Raw genomic sequence first — 17,396 nt, forward strand, 5'->3', positions numbered from 1 at the left:
AAAACAGTGAGGGCGTGTAGAAAGCTTAGTTTCGTGTTCTTGTTGGTATGCAATGCAGTTTTTGGACTTTCATCCGATCAGCTCTACATTCAAGGTTACAAGGCATTTGCAGCAAGCCTGTGGAAAACCGCTTCATCGCATTTTGCGCAGTTTATACGTGAGTATCCGGAAGATCCACGTGCTGATTCCGCTACCTATTTTGGTGCTGTTGCCTACTACAAGGCGAAGGATTTTCAACGTTGCCTTAAAGCTCTAAGTGGCTTCGACAAGAGATATCCCAAATCGCAATGGCTTAAGCGCGTTAGCTACTGGGACGGCCTGTCCCGCTACGCATTGGAGGATTGGACAGGGGCTCTCGTATCTTTCGAACGCCAAATTGAATTCAGCGACGAGAGTGCTTATTTGGAGCAGTCAATGTTCTATTTAGGGGCATCTCTGGAAAATCTGGAAGATTGGAAGGGCGCGGAGGCAGTGTATTTGAGATTAATGGATAGGAGTGAGTCTGAGGATTTGGTGGCAAGAACTATTTTCCGTCTGGGGCAGGTTCAACTTCTGGATGGCAGATCCGAAGATGCCATCGACGCGTTTGGCAGATTGGTTTCCGAGTATCCGGAATTCCCCTTAACGCCACAGAGCAGTTACTGGATTGCCGAAGCGTGGAAGAAAATGGGGGAGAGAGAAAAGGCATTGAAGTCCTATCGCGACTATATAATGACCGATGAAGAATCACCCTACATGTCTTTTGCATTACTGGAAGCGGCTCGTCTGGCTTACGATGCGCGGCTGAACGAGGAGGCCTTACACTATCTTGATATGTGGGATAGAAAATTTAAATCGGGTATCGATGAGGAGGCCGAAACGGTTCTTAGAATTAGAACGGCCATATACTTGCGCATGGGCCGCATTGAAGACGCGCAAACTGCGTACTTGTCCATAACTCCTGGAAACGAGGATGAGGAGCAGATTGTTGCCTTCAACTTGGCTCAAACCTGGTTGGGAACCGAGGAAACAATTCAGGCCGTTCCGTATCTTGAAAAGGCGACTATCGGGCCCGATAAGAGGATAGCTGCCGATGCTGCGTTTCTTGCCGGAAACATTCTTGTTTCTAATCAGGATGAGCGTGGCGCAAAACTGTTGGAGAGTTTCGCAAACCAAAATCCAGAGGATGAAAGGCGCGAGGAAGCTCTTCGCCTGGCCTTTGCCTCCTATCGCAAAGGAGGTATGCCGGGCCGCGCCGAAACCATGATTGAAACGTTAATCCATGATTATCCCAAGAGCGCCGAGCTTCCTTCCTATCTCTTTTTGCGAGGTGAACTCGCCCTGAGTATGGGAGATTCCAGCGCGGCTCTGCGCGACTATGGAATTATAGTGAAAAACCACAGTAAGTCGCCCGTGGCTATTGAGGCAAATTCTCGCATCGGATTTATTTATTCGGAGCGCAAGGAATATATTCGCGCTGCTGACTATTACGCCCGGGCGATTGAGGCGAGTGGCGGGATTAAGGGAGGAGAGGCAGGACGCAGAGCTGTTTATTCAGCGGCTGTTGCGTATCTAAATGGCGGTATGAATGCGGAAGCGATAGCATTGCTGAATTCGATTGTAAAATCTAATCCTGAAGGATCCTGGAGTGTTGAATCGGCCTATCATCTTGGAAAAGTCCACTACGACGAGGGAAGATATGTAGAAGCGAGAAAGGCATATCAGAGCGCGATTCGCCATGCCAGCGGTGAGTTCTTATTTGATGCGCTTTATGAAACCGGATGGACTTGGTTTCGTCAGTTTGAATGGGATAACGCGGCGAAGGCATTTGAAGATGCGGCAAAGTCGGCGCTTGACGCCAGACAGAAGGCTAAGGCGCAGTTCCGAGTTGGCATGAGTTTGGCATCGGGGAGAAAATGGGAAGAGGCGCTGGTTTCATATGATAGTGCTTTGCTTATTGGAGAGCAGCAATGGCGGGAGGAGGCCTTATATCAGAAAGCCTGGGCCTTGTTGAATCTGAATCGAATTGAAGAGGCCAATAGAACTGCCAGGATGATGAGCGAGGAATTCCCCAATAGCAATTTGATGGCGGATTTGCCGTTCAGGATGGGCGAAAATGCCATGCGAGACGGGCGATTTATCGAGGCAATTCGCTGGTATGATCGCACTCGAGTGCAATATCCGGGTACGGAAACGGCCATTCGAGCGGAGCTTCGAGCTGCCCTGGCGGCCAAGGAGAATGGTGATGTGGTAGATGCATCCAAACGCTACGGTGCCTGGGTAATAAACCACCTCGAAAACCCCAGCACATCCGCGGCTATTCGCTCCTGGGCTCAAATGCTTAGAAACAGCGGTAATTCAAGCCTTGCCGTCGATGCGAAAAATAAAATTATAGACAGCCTGGGCAATAATCTGAAACTTAGCGCTCCGATTATTCTTGCTTGGGCTAGATTGGTTCCACCCGATTCCACTGTGCTTTTGGAGACTATTGCCAAAGATGAGTCGCTTCCGCAAGCAGACCGTTCAGAATCTTTATTGCTGATAGCTCATTCATATCTGAGAGAGGGGGGAACTGATCGTTCCAGAGAAATATATGAGGTGCTGGTTCGGGATATTCCAGGTAGGATTGGAGCCGAAGCGCAAGAGGGCCTAGCTCGAAGTTATTTTGCGGAGGGGAATCTAGATGAGGCTGCCGAGGCTTATATGGCGATACTCTATCTTTTTCCAAATCAGCAAGATTTGGTGAATAATGCATTAAGGGAGGCAGAGAAACTTTTTCGCGAGGTGGGAAGGCTTGAAGAGGCAGATAAGATTCGCGAGAGCATTGCTCGGTAGTGGAAATCACTTCGGTTCATAAGTTCTCGAACAATATCGGGAAATCGCGTTCGACAAAGTGTCAAGTTAAGGTTCTATGCCGGCTTTGTTTAGAGGTGATTCCGGAAGGAGTTTGCGGGCGATTAGTTTTTGAATCTCGCGCTTGCCGAGTACTCGGCTGATTATGAACTTAGTTTCCTTTTCGCTAGTTCTGATTATGGATTGTTCACTGTAGGGTTGAAGATTTTCGTCCAGACAGAGTTTTATTATGGGGTATTTTGGGTTGTCGCCGATATCGATTATGATTCCAATAGAAGCGTTTTTTAATTGAACGTAGCTTCCGAGTGCAAAGACTGAAATTGAATTGAGCAGGGCTGTTATAACACCTTCGTCGTAGAGGCTATGTGTCTCTTTCAGCATTTTTAGAATAACTGTATGAGCCTCGCCACTTTCACGGAAGGGACGGTTGGATATCTGAGCATCGTATGAACAAGCGACAGCAAGTATTTTGGCGAACGGGGTGGTGGACTCGCCCCTGATGCCTTGGGGATAGCCTGATCCGTTGAGGCGTTCATGATGCTGGGAGATTGCATGGAGTATCTCCTGGGCGATTGGATTGGAGTGTTTATGTGAGTAGTTTTGAAGCATTTTCAAACCAATAAGCGGGTGGGTGCTTATGATTTTTTTCTCTCTTTCAGTGAGGCCACCAGTTTTGTTGACTATGCTGCTTGGCATTTTCATCATTCCAACTTCGTGGAGTATGGCCGCGATGCCAAGTTCGATTAGACGGAAGTTGGTTAGCTTGAGATTACTGCCGATGGTGAGGGTGATTATGGTTGTTCGGGCCGAGTGGGTGTAGAGGTAATTGGTTTCCTCTGCTTCCAGGTTGAGCAATCGAGGGTTCAAAGCATGGAGAGTGAAGTCACGGAGGATGAAGGCGCGGTAGCTTTTTAGCATTAAAATGGTCGATTTAACTTGTTCTGTTATGGAGTCTAGATTGAGATATCCATTGCTATCGAACATTTCGTAGGTTTTTCGAATAAATTTTGTGAAGCTGAAGAGGAAGTCGAGGATGACGCGACGGGCTTCGGATTCTTCTGTTTTGTTGTTTAGTTCGATGTCGATGTTTCCAGAGGGCGTTGGACGGAGAATTCCATGGCTTAGTATGCTTTTATACCCCCACTTTTTTAAATTTTCAATTAGCCCCTCTGTTACCGGCGAGTCAGCCGGAAGAAGCATAAACCTCTCGTCGATCCACAGAGGTTCGCTGTAGTAGGTGTTGGCTTTGAGGTTGGTTATTGATATGCTTCTCATTCTGGGTATCTCCTTCTGATGATCTTTTCAGTGATTTAGATCTAGTTTTTAGACTTTCGCCAATTATAAAGGTAAACCTGGATGATTAAAAAGGGTGGTAGTTTTTTTAAGTGAGGATGGGGAGGTGAAACTTAGAGCGATTTTCCTTCTGTTCAATGTACTGATGATCCTTCTCTTGTTTTTTGTTCTCATCGTATCTTCTTTTATTCCAAATCGAAGCGAAATAGTCGCTGTGGGCAATGTATGGATTATTCTCCTTGTGTTGAGTGTTGGGATTTTAGACTTTTATTTCATTCAGAATTGGAGACTTCTTTCTCTGCTCGAGGCCGAGAACTGGCCAGGCCTTCTAGCTTGGCTGGAGAATCGTTTACACGTGAAGCGGAGGTTGAATCGAGTATATTCGAGTCTTCTCATCAGTACTGCGCTTTCTGTTTCAAAACTCGATGCGATTAAGAAGTTGGAGGTTGAGATTCGACAGAAACGGCCAAAGCTTCGAAGATCTTTGGGAGTTGCCCTGGGCATTCCGATACTTCTGGAACAAGACCGGGAGGCAATCGCGAGGTATTATGGACCACTGGCTGACGATCCTAAAACAAAACAACGAGATTGGGCCATCTGGTGTCGAGCCGCAACTCTGGGGAGGGGGAAAATAGACCAGCTTATGAGACTTCTTGGTAGTCGGGATATCTCGCTGCGATTGCTTTCGTGGGAGATTTTGAAACAACGTTCGCGATATCTATCTGACGCAGAGCTCGATGTGCTAGCTAAATCCAGGGTGGAATTGAAAAATCTGCTAAACGAATCCAGGGGGGATAAAATGCTACGGAAATCGAGGGAAAATTATCTGATTTCACTTGTCTTGTCTTCTCAGGTAGATAGAGTGAAATCAGATTTGCTAGCGAGCTAGCGTTTTTTGAACAGTTTTGAGAGATGATATTATGAGCGTTCGAGTCCGTTACGCGCCTTCTCCGACAGGGATGCAGCACATCGGCGGCATACGAACGGCCTTGTTCAATTACTTTTTTGCCAAGGCTAATAAGGGCAGTTTTATTCTTAGGGTTGAGGATACCGATCGAACTCGCTTCAATCCTGAGGCTCTCGAGGATTTATTCAGTTCTCTTGAATGGCTAAATATCCATTATGACGAAGGGCCTGGCAAAGATGGAGCTTGTGGACCCTATGTACAGTCCGAGCGAAAATTGATTTATGCTGAACTAACCGGAAGCTTGCTTAACTCAGGCAATGCTTATCATTGTTTTTGCAGTACCGAGCGTCTTGACTTGATTAGAGATGAACAGAAGTTGGCTAAGAAAAATATCGGTTACGATCGGCATTGCCGAAATATCTCTATCGATGAGGCTAAATCACGAATCAATCTGGGTGAAAAATACGTTATCCGTTTAAAAATGCCCACGGAGGGCAGAACCGTATTCAATGATTTCTTGTTGGGAGAAATAAACAAAAAGAACAGGGATATCAGCCCCGATCCTGTGATAATGAAATCTGACGGTTTTCCCACTTATCATCTTGCGAATGTAATTGACGATCATGAGATGGGAATCACGCACGTTCTCCGCGCCCAAGAATGGATTCCTTCGGGGCCGCTTCATATCAACATCTATCGGGCCTTCGGTTGGACGCCTCCAATTTATTGCCATCTGCCGATGGTGATGAGTAAAGACGGTCAGAAGCTATCCAAACGCCATGGATCGATGGCTTTGAGAGATTTTCGCAAGGCTGGCTATCTTTCCAAAGCCTTGATCAATTTTATTTCGCTCTTGGGTTGGAGCTACGATGATTCAAGAGAGTTGTTCACCATGGATGAGCTTTGCGAACTATTTAGCCTTGAAAAAATCAATAAATCTCCAGCGGTTTTTGATTATCGGAAACTGGATTGGTTCAACGGATATTATATTCGATCAATGAGTTCAGATTTCCTTAAATCTCAGCTTATTCCAGTTCTAGTTGCCGATGGGCTTGTTCAGAACCCACCCACTGCCAATCAGTTGAATATCATTGATGGTTTTATGCCAATTGTCACCGAACGCCTGAAGCGGTTGAATGACATAACTTCTTTAATCCGCTTTCTATTTCTTGATCCTGGTTGCGTTAGTGCTGAGGAAGCGGTGCCAAAGGGAATGGATGTGCATGGTGCTTTGGATGTACTAACCTCTGCCGTTGATTTACTAAGTTCGGCGCCCAAACCGCCTGGCATTGGTGTAACTTGTACGAAGTGGGATGAGGCTATAGAGCATGAGTTTCGTGATATGGCGGCATCAAGGAATTGGAAGATCGGCGTGGTGTTTGGTCTGCTTCGGATTGCACTTACCGCGAGTTCGATTAGTCCTCCACTGATTCCTGTTATTCGTCTACTTGGCTTGAGCGAGTCGCTTAGAAGAATAAGACGGCTAATTCTCACCTTGGAAGATGTAAGAGATGGATGAAGTTGCTTGTATTTTAGCACTGCCAAGTGCTACGTTACTGACACTTGAAGGAAAACCTCCCAATGGCTACCTATGGAAATGAAGGAAAAGGCGAGAGAATCAATGAACATGGTGCTTCAATGGGGAAAGTGGTTTCTCTCTGTAAAAGTCGCGGATTTATATATCCGTCAAGCGAGATATATGGAGGTCTGTCAGCCACTTGGGACTACGGGCCTTTGGGAGTTGAAATTAAGCAGAATATTCAGAATGCTTGGTGGAAGGAGATGGTGCGTCGGCATGAGAACATTGTAGGCCTAGATGCTGCTGTTATGATGCATCCTCGAACCTGGGAAGCCTCTGGTCATGTTGATAATTTTTCGGATCCTCTAGTTGATTGCAAGAAGTGTAAAAGCAGATTTCGTGAAGATGCCCTTCAGAAAATCTGGTTTGAAAAAAGTATTGATAATGGAGTGTGTCCGGAATGTGGGGGCGAATTGACAGAGGCCAGGCGATTCAATCTGATGTTCACCACCCAATTGGGGCCGGTAGAAGATGCTGGCAATCTAATCTATCTGCGGCCGGAAACCGCGCAGGGTATCTTCGTAAATTTCAAAAATGTGGTTGACACCTCCAGGGTTAAAATTCCATTTGGAATTGCGCAAGTGGGTAAGGCCTTTCGTAATGAAATCACCACTAAGAATTTCATATTTCGAACTTCTGAGTTCGAGCAGATGGAGATGCAGTATTTTGTAAGGCCTGGCAGCGAAGATGTGGCTTTCGAAGAGTGGAAAACCAAGCGCATGGCTTGGTATGTTGAACACATTGGCATTAAACCCGAACGCCTTCGCCTTAACGAGCACGGACAAAAGGAGCTTGCTCACTATGCCAAAGCTGCTTTCGATATTGAATACAGTTATCCTTTCGGTTGGCAGGAGCTGGAGGGAATTCACTCAAGAACAGATTACGACTTAAAGAGGCATGGACAATTCTGCGGAAAGGAAATCAACTACCTCGATGCCGAAACAAACGCTCGCTACATACCGTATGTAATCGAAACTTCTTCCGGGCTTACCCGCAGCGTGCTGGTAACACTGATGGACGCCTACCACGAGGAGAAATTGGATGGTAAGGATGAGATGCGCACAGTTCTTCATCTGCATCCTCAAATAGCTCCAATTAAGGTTGCCGTCTTTCCATTGGTGAAAAAGGACGGCCTTTCCGAAATGGCCCGGCGGATTGAGGAGGGTTTAAGAGAGGATTTTGCTACCTTCTACGATCAAGGAGGTGCGATTGGCCGTCGTTATCGCAGGATGGACGAAATCGGTACCCCCTTTTGCGTTACAATTGATTATGAAACCATGGATAATCGTTCCGTAACGCTTAGATTGCGTGATTCAATGGAGCAGATTCGAGTTCCTATTGAGGGAATTGCGGATTTGATACGCAGAGAAACACTCTCATATAAGCGCTCCTAATCCCTCCTATGTTGCTATTCGATTCAGATTATCGCGAGCCAATATGAGCAAAATTCAGGTTGATGCCAAAAAACAAGTACACGCGTTGGACAAGTTGATTGACAGAGGATTCTATAAGCAGTGCACGGATGAGATTGCTTTGAGGAATAAGATGATCGACAGTCCGGTGAAGTTCTATGTCGGAATTGATCCCACGGCATCTTCCTTGCACATAGGCCACCTTGTGCCTCTTTATGCGTCGGCTCACCTTCAAAATGAGGGTCATCAGCCCATAATACTTATGGGGGGTGGTACTGCTCGCATCGGCGATCCGTCGGGCAAGACTAAAATGCGCAAATTGATTAGTTATCAACAAATCGATGAAAATATTGAGAAGCTCGTCCCACAAATCGCGAGGATTATTGATTTTGACAAAGCCGAAGTATTGTTGGCCAATAACGCCGATTGGCTCTCGTCGTTGAATTATATTGATTTTCTTAGGGATATTGGACGACATTTCAGCGTAAATCGGATGCTCGGCTTTGAGACATATAAGCAGCGCATGGCGGAGGGTCTTTCTTTCCTCGAGTTTAACTACCAATTACTCCAATCCTATGATTTTCTTGAGTTATATCGGAGAGAAAAATGCTTGCTTCAAATCGGAGGCAACGATCAATGGGGTAACATAGTGGCAGGTGTGGAGCTTATTCGCAGAGTTATGGGGGTGGAGGTCTATGGTCTTACATTTCCCCTGATTACGCGGTCGGACGGGAAAAAAATGGGTAAAACCGAGGCGGGTGCGTTGTTTCTTGATCCGACTATCACCTCAGTATATGAATTCTATCAATACTGGCGCAATGTGCCAGACCAGGATGTAGAGAATTTTCTTCTGGTTTTCACCTTCCTTTCGAAGGAGGAATGTCGTGAACTCGGATCGGCGGAGGGAGCCAGAATCAACTTTTCCAAAGAGCGGTTAGCCTATGAGGTGACTAGTCTGCTTCATGGAGAAGTTGAGGCAACGAATGCGAGGGAAGCTGGCAAGGCAGTTTTTTCCAACGGGAAGGATAGAACCGGTGTTCCTTCCTGCATCATATCAAGATCCGATTTTGAAACTGGAATAAATGTAGCTGATTTGTTTTCCAGAACAAATCTATGTAGCTCAAAAAGTGAAGCTCGGCGTCTTATCCTTCAGGGAGGAGCAAGAGTAAACGGAGCGAAGATGGATAGCATAGATGCCATTATCGATTTTTCGGATGTCAAAAAAGGCGAAGTGATGTTAAAGGCCGGGAAGAAGAGATATTTCAGGATCGACGTGATATAAATGAAAAACCCGCGGGTCTGGATATCGATTTCCCGCGGGTAGTAACGGCATCTCGCCGACATTTCCACTATCGGCCAATATCCTTCCAAGTCTTATTTTTTTGTTACTTCATTGAATACTGCAACCGGCCGGATTCAAACAGCTGCGGTGGTAGTTTGCCGATTTAGCAATTTCGGAGTATAGGCGCTTAGAATTTTCCAAGGGCTTGTCACCCACCTTTGATGAACTGAGTTCCAATATGATTGGCTGTATCAAAAAGGAGACTATCTCACGGCCCTTCATTGCAAGTAAGCGTTTATCGACAGCTTCCATCTCCGCAAGATGTGGATTCGGATCCTGCTTTGACGCAATCGACCGCTCGGCCTTTATGGCGAGTTCTATTCCTTTTTTTGCCAGTAAGGAGATATCATCAAGTGCCTTTGATATTTCTCTAATCACCCTGATGACATTCGAGCCACAGTCCGGATTTATCGGTGTGTCCAACAATGCAACCATTGTTGAATCAATCTTGTCGCGCACATCCGGCAGTTTCCTTATTTCAGAAACATTGACACTCATCATACCCTCGATGCGACGGCCTGAATCGCCAATTATTCGAGGTGATTTATCCCGAGTTGACATAGCGATACTCTCGGCAAACCAGCTGGCATAAATATCCATTCGCAAATTGGTGAGTACGTTCTCATCCTTGTAAGACTTTGCATAATATGGTGAGGCATCGTATAGGCTGTGAAAGAAGAATTGCTCGGCGGGCAGGACTCTACCTGAGTGGAGATGTGGCCATTCGCTCGAAAGACTGCCGGAAAAATGGGTTCGACCGTCAGGGAAGCCCAAATCCAATCCAACAATGCTTAGAGGTTTGCATCCGAGGAAGCGGGCTAGTTCCCAGGCTGCCGTTGCCACTGAACCTCCGGCTTTGAGTTCACCGTGGATTCTCGCTGCATCCTCCAACAGAGTTCCCAAGGGGAATTTGGTTCTAATTAACAGCGGGCGACCAGAAAGCATGCGAAATACGGCCGGATGTGTTGCAGCTTCGGCAAGAATAGGGCAATTACCCGCCTGCTCAGCGCACCAATCCAGATGCCTGGTATTCCAATACTGCGGGTCCACTGCCGCTATCAAATCAGGCTTCACTCCGGCCCTAATAACTGCCGGAACAGCTGTATCCACCACTATTACTAAGTGACTTCTGGCAATATCGCTGAGTTCGGGGAGCACGGATTCTACAGATGGTCCACCCGCAACCACTAGGGCCGGGATATCTTCAAACTTTCCTTCCCATGTTGGAAGTGACAGGGCTCTGGGTAAAATAGACACATTTGAGGCAAGATTTCTAACCCACAGACCACCAAAGCGTTCCAGCGTTCCAGAGTTTATCTCCCGCCGCTTTTGAATACTTACAACGATTTGCTTCAGAGCGTTGTACCAATGAGGATTGGTGCGTTCGGACGGGCGCCAGATAATCAAGGAAATCTTCGAACCAACAGGACCGCCTGTTAAATGGTTGTCTATATTTTTCAGGTCGTCTCCCAAGACGAATTTTACCGAAGGATTGCTGATTGTGGACTCAATATTTCGTACAGTGGCGGCGCGTTCGAGTACCTTCTCATCCGCTTCGGCTATAACCAGAGGTCGATTCGGCGCCTCCTTAAGCAAGGCTTCTGCCACATAACCGAGGCCGAAACCACCGAGCACCACGATTGCCGAATCCGTCGGCAGTGAAGCGGCAACTTTTTCTGCTTCGCGCACCGGATTAAAACGTGAATGGAGCGCAATACCATTCGAAAAAGCCGTTATCATCCCGCTGCGAGTAGGCTCGGTATGCCATTCACTCTCGGAATTCACGCTATTTAAGCTCCAGGTATATATTCATCCCATTTTCAATCGAAGTTCCAGGGGGGGGAAACTGAAATACAACCCACCCATTGCCGCTGATAATCAGATTGATATCATCTCGTTCAAGGTATGGCAGCAGCATTCGCTTTGAATAGCCCGTCAAATCGTGTAGCTCCTTACCGAGCGGAAGGGGCTTTGGATTATCGATACGAACCTGCCCAGAATGCTCGAGTACGGTATTACCCGCTAGAGGAATTCCATAAAATGGAGCCAGAGTTTGGGCAATTTCCTTCAGCATCGGAGCCGCCGTCTGGGCTCCAAAAATGCTAACACTTCTGGAATTCTCCAAAACGATATAAACAATTAGTTGCGGATCATCAGTTGGGAAGAGTCCTAAAACGGAACTCAAGAAACGGTCCGAACTATATTGCCCAGTCTTCGGATCTGTAATCTGGGCCGTACCAGATTTGGCAGAAATCCGGAGACCTGGAACAGCCGCTTTGCGGGAAGTGCCCAACGGCGAAATAACCGTTTGTTCCATTAAATTCAACATCAACTTGGCCGTTTTTGGAGAAATAACCTCTCTGACAGGATTTCGGGGGTATTCCTTAACAAGACTCCCGTCTGCCGCCACTACCTTGCTTACTATCCGAGGGTTTAATAGGATGCCTCCATTCGCCAGAGTCGTGGCCGCAGCAGCCACTTGAATTGCCGATACCCCAACTTCCTGTCCAATGGCAATTGTAGGTTTGCTGCGAGCCGACCAGTTTGACACGGGGTTTAGAAGTCCTTGAGATTCCCCCGATAAAGGAAGTCCAGTGGAATTTCCAAAGCCGAAGTTTTTCAAACTCCTGTAGAAATCGGTATCTGAGATATTCTCTGAAGCGCTTGCAACCGCAACATTGCTAGAGAGAATGATGGCTTCACTTAGGCTCAGTATTCCATAATTGTGAATGTCTGTTATGGGCGGTATTCCGTATTTTGTAAAAGCTTCCGGCTCATAACCGCTCGCCGTGTGAAATGTGTCATCAGAACCTGCAGCTCCAATATCCAATAGGACAGACCAGGAAAAAACCTTAAACACTGAACCCGGTTCATAAGCTATCGCCAGGGGTCGATTAATACGCTGATTCTGGTTCGATTGGGCAAAGGTGTTTGGATCGTAAGAGGGTCTGGACACCCAGGCTAAAATTTCGGCCGTTTTTGCGTCCAAAATCAAAATCATCATGGAATCCGGACTGAAATCTTCCCAGGCCTCCTGTGCTATGTTTTCAACCAGGAATTGCACATTCATATCCAGAGTCAAGTGAAGAGAGTTCCCGTAAATTCTATCCACCGCAGCCGTTACGCTGCCTGGGGCCAGAATTCGATTAAACGAGTACTCAAGTCCAGCTAGGCCGATATTGTCTGTCCCAACGTAACCTATCAAAGGAGCAGCTAATTCCTTCATGGGATAATGCCTTCCAAACTCCTCTTGTAGACTAATTCCGGGTATTTGTCCCTCTTCAATCAGCTCTCTAATCTTATCGGACTGGGTTGGCGTAACCTGTCGCTTGATGAAAACGAAGCGGGATGTTCTATTGTCAGCCAGCATTTGTGAGATTGAGCCAGGCTCCATATCGAGAATCGCACCCAATAGATTGCCGATTTTGACAGAGTCTTCAATCTCTGGCTTCCATGCCGCCACCGAATATAAGCGAGTTTGCAGAGCAATCAATCTACCATTCCTATCGACAATTGAACCCCGCTCTGCGACCGCCGGTGCACGATTACTCACAGACGCTTTTTTATTGGGAGAAAGCATGATAAAGGCGAAACGAATAAATATAACCAGGGCTACGGCTATACTTGTCACCATCAGAATTTTCATTCTAACACTGCTTGGGCGCCTAGTCATTGCCCCTCCAGTTCAAAACTCGACCGATGAAGCTTTCCCTGGGCACAAAGCCGTAATTTCTGCTGTCAAACGATTTAAACTGATTATCTCCAACCATAAATAGAGAATCTTCGGGTTGATTTTCATCTAACTGTTCCCACTGCGTTCCCGCAAGATACCAGCGTCCCCAGGGCGTAATCAGCCATCCATTCTCAATATGGGGTTCCACATCGCTGTTTAGAACACAGCGTTTCACAACCAAATTGTCTGATACCGGGCTGTAGTAAACCGCGATATCGCCTGGGTAAATTCTTCTGGAACCTCGCAAGACAAGCACTACTTGTCCATTCAAAAGCATTGGGGCCATCGAGTCCTCTTGAATTCTTACAAGCATGAAAAAACTTGATGCTGTGAAAACAATAGACGCGACTAGAGCAATTGGGATGATTTGTGCGGGTCTGGTTGTCCTTTCGTAGTGATGGAACATGTGCCTTGAGGGTAATACGGCGGGGGTGTTTTGTCGATATGAGTGAGAGAGAGGAATTTGTGTCGCTGCGAGTGCAAGGAACAAGAAAGGACTTTGTGCACCTGGGAAAGAGTTGTTCAAAAGTAGCGCGCTGCGAAAACGCAAAAGAAAACCGATCCGCTTCGCGGATTTCAGAACAGCATGCTGTGCTTAGGCGATCCTCTAAGGACTTGGCAGAAACGAAAGTATTGCCACTCATTACTGCTTTTATTGCACTTCTGACGGCCTTGGGGATGGGTTTTTTTGACAATTTTTTGCTTGATGTGAAGCAATCCAACCCTGGACTTAATCCGAACAAGGCTGAGCAACTAATCCAAGAAGTCAATAAAAGCTCAATAACGGTGACAAAGCCCAAGACAAGTTCCTCGGAACTGGTGTTTACCAGGCACAAGGTGAGTAGGGGCGAAACCATTTCACGCATCGCTTACAAGTATGGGATTTCACCGGCAACCGTCGCGAGCATCAACAAATTGGACAGTTCAGAAATTCTTGAAGAAGACAGTGATTTGATGATTCCCTACATTGATGGACAGAGAATTCAACGCCTCGAAAGTGAAAGCATCATGGAAATCGCAACTCGTTTTGGCACTACGATTGATCGGGTTCAATTAATTCCAGGAACTGGGGATTGTTTCATATACGGGAGAATTTCTGATGCAACCTCGTCATCCAGTACAATTCGAGAGCGTTTTCTGTACCCCGTATCTGGCAGAATACTGACTGCGTATGGTGAAAGCGTGGACGATCTCACCGATATAAGCTATATTTCCGAGGGCATTGGTATTTCGGCAAAAAACGGAACAGCTGTGAATTCCTCAAAAGAGGGCAAGGTTATCCTGACAGGCTATCATTCAGCCTACGGATTGTATGTGATTATGTCCCATGCCGGAGAATGGAAAAGCTTTTATGGTCACCTTGACAGTATTCAAGTTTCCATTGGAGACAAACTCGATGCTGGAGAGCTTTTAGGCTATTCAGGTTCTTCAGGAACTGCTCGCGGTCCCCAGCTTCTTTTCGTTCTTATATCTGGTGAAAAATCCGTGGACCCTCTGGATTATCTCTACTAATTGCATTGTAAACTCAGGCGCCGCAGCACTGTTTATGCTTTTTCCCACTTCCGCAGGGGCAGGGTTCATTTCTTCCAATCTTGGGTGCAACTCGCTTAATCTGAGTGCCCTTTGCACTAGCCTCATGACGCTCTCCAATTCTTATCGCGGCGCTGGGATTTATCAAGGACGACATTGATTTATGCGATGCCACCACAGCCATGTGTTCGGGAATCTCGCGATTTTCACCGTGTTGCATGTGTACCCTGAATATTTTGCGGGCGATATCGATATGTAGGTTTTCCAGCATGGTGTCGAATAATTCAAAACCTTCGTTCTTATACTCGGTGAGGGGGTTTTTCTGTGCATAGGTTCGGAGGCGAACCGATTCACCAAGCGCAGTTAGTTCCTCGAGGTGATCTTGCCAACGCTTGTCAATCTGCCTTAAGTATTCATATCGTATGAACAATTTAATCTGCCGCGCGCCAATAGCGGATTTTTTCTCCTCGATATCGTTTTGTAAATAAAACCTGACGATTTCCTGAATTCTTTCGGGATTTGTGTGAACAGTTATTTCCTCATCGGGAGAGCCACGGAAGTTGAAATTCTGAAGGAGTCGTTCACCCAACCTGGCCAAGGCAGTTTTCGGTTCGCTGCGTCTGTCCTCTATGTAATCGTCGATTAGCACCTGGAGTATTTCTTTGCCAGTATCGAGTAACATTTTATCAAGGTTCTCACCGTACAGAATTTTGTTTCTAATGGAATAGATTGCGGTTCTTTGTTTACTTACAACATTGTCATATTCAAGCAGGTGCTTCCGTATTTCGTAATTCCTGTCTTCTACGCGTTTCTGAGCCCTTTCGAGGGATTTGTTGATAAGGGGATGGTAAAGAGCCTCGCCGCCACCCATCCCCAGACGAGCCATAGTTGTTCGGAAGCTTTCACCTCCAAATAGCCGCATTAAGTCATCTTCGAGAGAAATATAGAATCTGGAATACCCCGGATCACCCTGACGACCTGAGCGCCCTCGCAGCTGGTTGTCTATGCGCCGAGATTCGTGCCGCTCCGTGCCCAAGACATAGAGGCCTCCCAACTCAATAACTTCCCTGTTTTGAATCTGCCACTTCATGTATTCCTCATCGAGAATTTTTCTGTATTCCTCTTTGCTGCAATCTTCTCCGCAGCGCCTTTTGGCCCTGAATTCGGCATTCCCTCCGAGTTTGATATCAGTGCCACGCCCCGCCATGTTGGTTGCGATTGTTACAGCGCTCTTTGCACCTGCTTCGGCTATAATCAACGCCTCCCGATGATGATTTTTCGCATTGAGAATTTCATGTTTTATTCCTCGTCTTTCCAGGAATTTTGCGAGTTTCTCAGATTTTTCAACGCTCACTGTCCCTACTAGTATTGGCTGCCCCTTTTCATGAATCGCAACAATCTCATCGCAGATTGCTTTGAATTTATAGTCGTCGTTTAAGAATATAATGTCATCTTCATCCATTCTGTTTACTGGGAGATTTGTCGGAATCACCACCACATCGAGGTTGTAAATTTTACCGAATTCACGAGCCTCGGTGTCGGCGGTGCCTGTCATCCCAGAAAGCTTCCTGTACATTCGAAAATAGTTTTGAAAGGTAATAGTAGCCAGTGTTTTGTTCTGTCGAGCTGGTCTTATGCTTTCTTTTGCCTCAATCGCCTGGTGAAGTCCATCGGAATACCGTCTACCATGCAGAATGCGTCCGGTAAACTCATCCACAATTTGAACCTTACCTCCTTGAACTACATAATCCCTATCTCTTCCGAATAGTCGACGAGCTCTCAATGCCTGGGTGAAATAGTGAATGAATTCGAAGTTTTCCTCGTCGAAAAGACTGCCCTTTCGAAGTAATCTCTCTGTTGTCAGAATGGTTTCGATGCTATTCATTCCTTCGTTGGTAAAGACTACCCGTTTACTTTTCTCATCGAGTTTATAATCACCCACGGCCTGGGTTCCGGTGATGGGATCATCGTGTGGATAGTTGCCAGTGGCCGGGTCCTTTTCGCATTCCTGCAATTTTGTTGCTAATTTGTTAACCTTGATATACTTGGCGACATCTTCTTCAATGGGCCCGGAAATAATAAGCGGGGTTCTTGCCTCGTCAATCAGGATTGAATCTATCTCATCAATTATCGCATAATAGTGGTGTTTCTGAACCTTGGAACCCTCATCCCATTTCATGTTATCGCGAAGGTAGTCGAATCCCAATTCATTATTCGTCCCATAAGTGATATCTTTGGAGTATTCAATCAGGCGATTTTCCGGGTCCATATTGGAAAGAACTGAACCCACACTTACCCCAAGAAGGGTATATGCTGGTTTCATCCAGTTGGCATCGCGTTCGGCCAGGTAGTCATTGACGGTGACGATATGAACTCCGAAACCCGGGAGACTGTTCAGATATGCTGCGGCTATACTGGCGAGAGTCTTGCCCTCGCCAGTTTTCATTTCAACAATTTTCCCTTGGTGCAATACGATTGCTCCGAGCATCTGTACATCATAGGGCCTCTCTCCAAGCGTGCGGCGGGCTGCTTCTCTGGCAAGCGCGAATGCTTCGGGCAACAGATCATCACCATTTTCGCCTTTTTTGAGGCGCGATTTCAGAATTTTGGTTTGTCTCGAGAAATCCTCATCCGCAAGGCTCAGGGCCCATGATTCCAGACTGTTTACCCTGTGCAGTATCGGCATCAATCTCTTTAAATCCCTATCGTGTTTCGTTCCGAAGAGGGCGGCAAGGAAGTGATTACTCATTATTGTCAAGATACTTCCG

Annotated in this window: 11 protein-coding genes; 6 read left to right on the forward strand and 5 right to left on the reverse strand. The window is 46.5% G+C overall.

Features of this window, described 5'->3' with window-relative positions:
• The first annotated feature begins 6 nt into the window (after nt 1-6).
• Nucleotides 7-2,814 carry a tetratricopeptide repeat protein gene (locus tag S1OALGB6SA_RS09545; RefSeq protein WP_230204535.1) on the forward strand — a complete coding sequence of 936 codons (2,808 nt, stop codon included), beginning with the start codon at nt 7-9 and terminating at the stop codon, nt 2,812-2,814.
• Nucleotides 2,815-2,880: 66 nt separating this feature from the next.
• On the opposite strand, the gene S1OALGB6SA_RS09550 is transcribed toward S1OALGB6SA_RS09545, so the two are convergent.
• The gene (locus S1OALGB6SA_RS09550; RefSeq protein WP_037562780.1) at nt 2,881-4,107 is read right to left on the reverse strand and encodes an HD-GYP domain-containing protein; all 1,227 of its coding nucleotides are present in this window, start codon (nt 4,105-4,107) and stop codon (nt 2,881-2,883) included.
• Between the two features lie 94 nt (nt 4,108-4,201).
• On the opposite strand from S1OALGB6SA_RS09550, the gene S1OALGB6SA_RS09555 reads away from it, so the two are divergent.
• The 4 genes from S1OALGB6SA_RS09555 (at nt 4,202) to tyrS (ending at nt 9,305) form a co-directional block, all read left to right on the forward strand.
• Entirely contained in the window at nt 4,202-5,014 is an 813-nt protein-coding gene (locus tag S1OALGB6SA_RS09555; RefSeq protein WP_037562778.1) for a hypothetical protein, read from the forward strand.
• Between the two features lie 31 nt (nt 5,015-5,045).
• Entirely contained in the window at nt 5,046-6,551 is a 1,506-nt protein-coding gene (gltX, locus tag S1OALGB6SA_RS09560) for a glutamate--tRNA ligase (RefSeq protein ID WP_037562776.1), read from the forward strand.
• Nucleotides 6,552-6,613: 62 nt separating this feature from the next.
• Nucleotides 6,614-8,005 (forward strand): glycine--tRNA ligase, encoded by a 1,392-nt coding sequence (locus tag S1OALGB6SA_RS09565; protein WP_052080108.1) that lies wholly within the window; start codon nt 6,614-6,616, stop codon nt 8,003-8,005.
• Nucleotides 8,006-8,048: 43 nt separating this feature from the next.
• Entirely contained in the window at nt 8,049-9,305 is a 1,257-nt protein-coding gene (tyrS, locus tag S1OALGB6SA_RS09570) for a tyrosine--tRNA ligase (protein WP_052080107.1), read from the forward strand.
• 108 nt (nt 9,306-9,413) lie between these two features.
• On the opposite strand, the gene S1OALGB6SA_RS09575 is transcribed toward tyrS, so the two are convergent.
• Genes S1OALGB6SA_RS09575 through lepB form a run of 3 tightly spaced genes read right to left on the reverse strand, consistent with a single transcriptional unit; the run spans nt 9,414 to nt 13,504 of the window.
• Nucleotides 9,414-11,150: a motility associated factor glycosyltransferase family protein gene (locus S1OALGB6SA_RS09575; RefSeq protein ID WP_037562774.1), complete on the reverse strand. Its 1,737-nt coding sequence runs from the start codon at nt 11,148-11,150 to the stop codon at nt 9,414-9,416.
• Between the two features lies 1 nt (nt 11,151).
• Nucleotides 11,152-13,038 (reverse strand): penicillin-binding transpeptidase domain-containing protein, encoded by a 1,887-nt coding sequence (locus tag S1OALGB6SA_RS09580; RefSeq protein WP_037562773.1) that lies wholly within the window; start codon nt 13,036-13,038, stop codon nt 11,152-11,154.
• Complete coding sequence (gene lepB, locus S1OALGB6SA_RS09585) at nt 13,031-13,504, reverse strand: signal peptidase I (RefSeq protein ID WP_077067579.1); 474 nt, start codon at nt 13,502-13,504, stop codon at nt 13,031-13,033. The genes S1OALGB6SA_RS09580 and lepB overlap by 8 nt, the downstream gene beginning before the upstream one ends.
• A 209-nt stretch (nt 13,505-13,713) precedes the next feature.
• Between lepB and S1OALGB6SA_RS09590 the strand changes: the two genes are divergently transcribed.
• Nucleotides 13,714-14,610, forward strand: a complete 897-nt coding sequence (locus S1OALGB6SA_RS09590; RefSeq protein ID WP_161786792.1) for a peptidoglycan DD-metalloendopeptidase family protein — start codon at nt 13,714-13,716, stop codon at nt 14,608-14,610.
• A 13-nt stretch (nt 14,611-14,623) separates the two neighbouring features.
• Here the strand turns inward: S1OALGB6SA_RS09590 and secA are convergent, their stop codons facing one another.
• Nucleotides 14,624-17,377 (reverse strand): preprotein translocase subunit SecA, encoded by a 2,754-nt coding sequence (gene secA / locus S1OALGB6SA_RS09595; RefSeq protein ID WP_037562767.1) that lies wholly within the window; start codon nt 17,375-17,377, stop codon nt 14,624-14,626.
• Nucleotides 17,378-17,396: the final 19 nt, after the last annotated feature.

The sequence above is a fragment of the Olavius algarvensis spirochete endosymbiont genome (genome assembly GCA_900608495.1).
Classification (GTDB): domain Bacteria; phylum Spirochaetota; class Spirochaetia; order DSM-2461; family DSM-2461; genus UBA2779.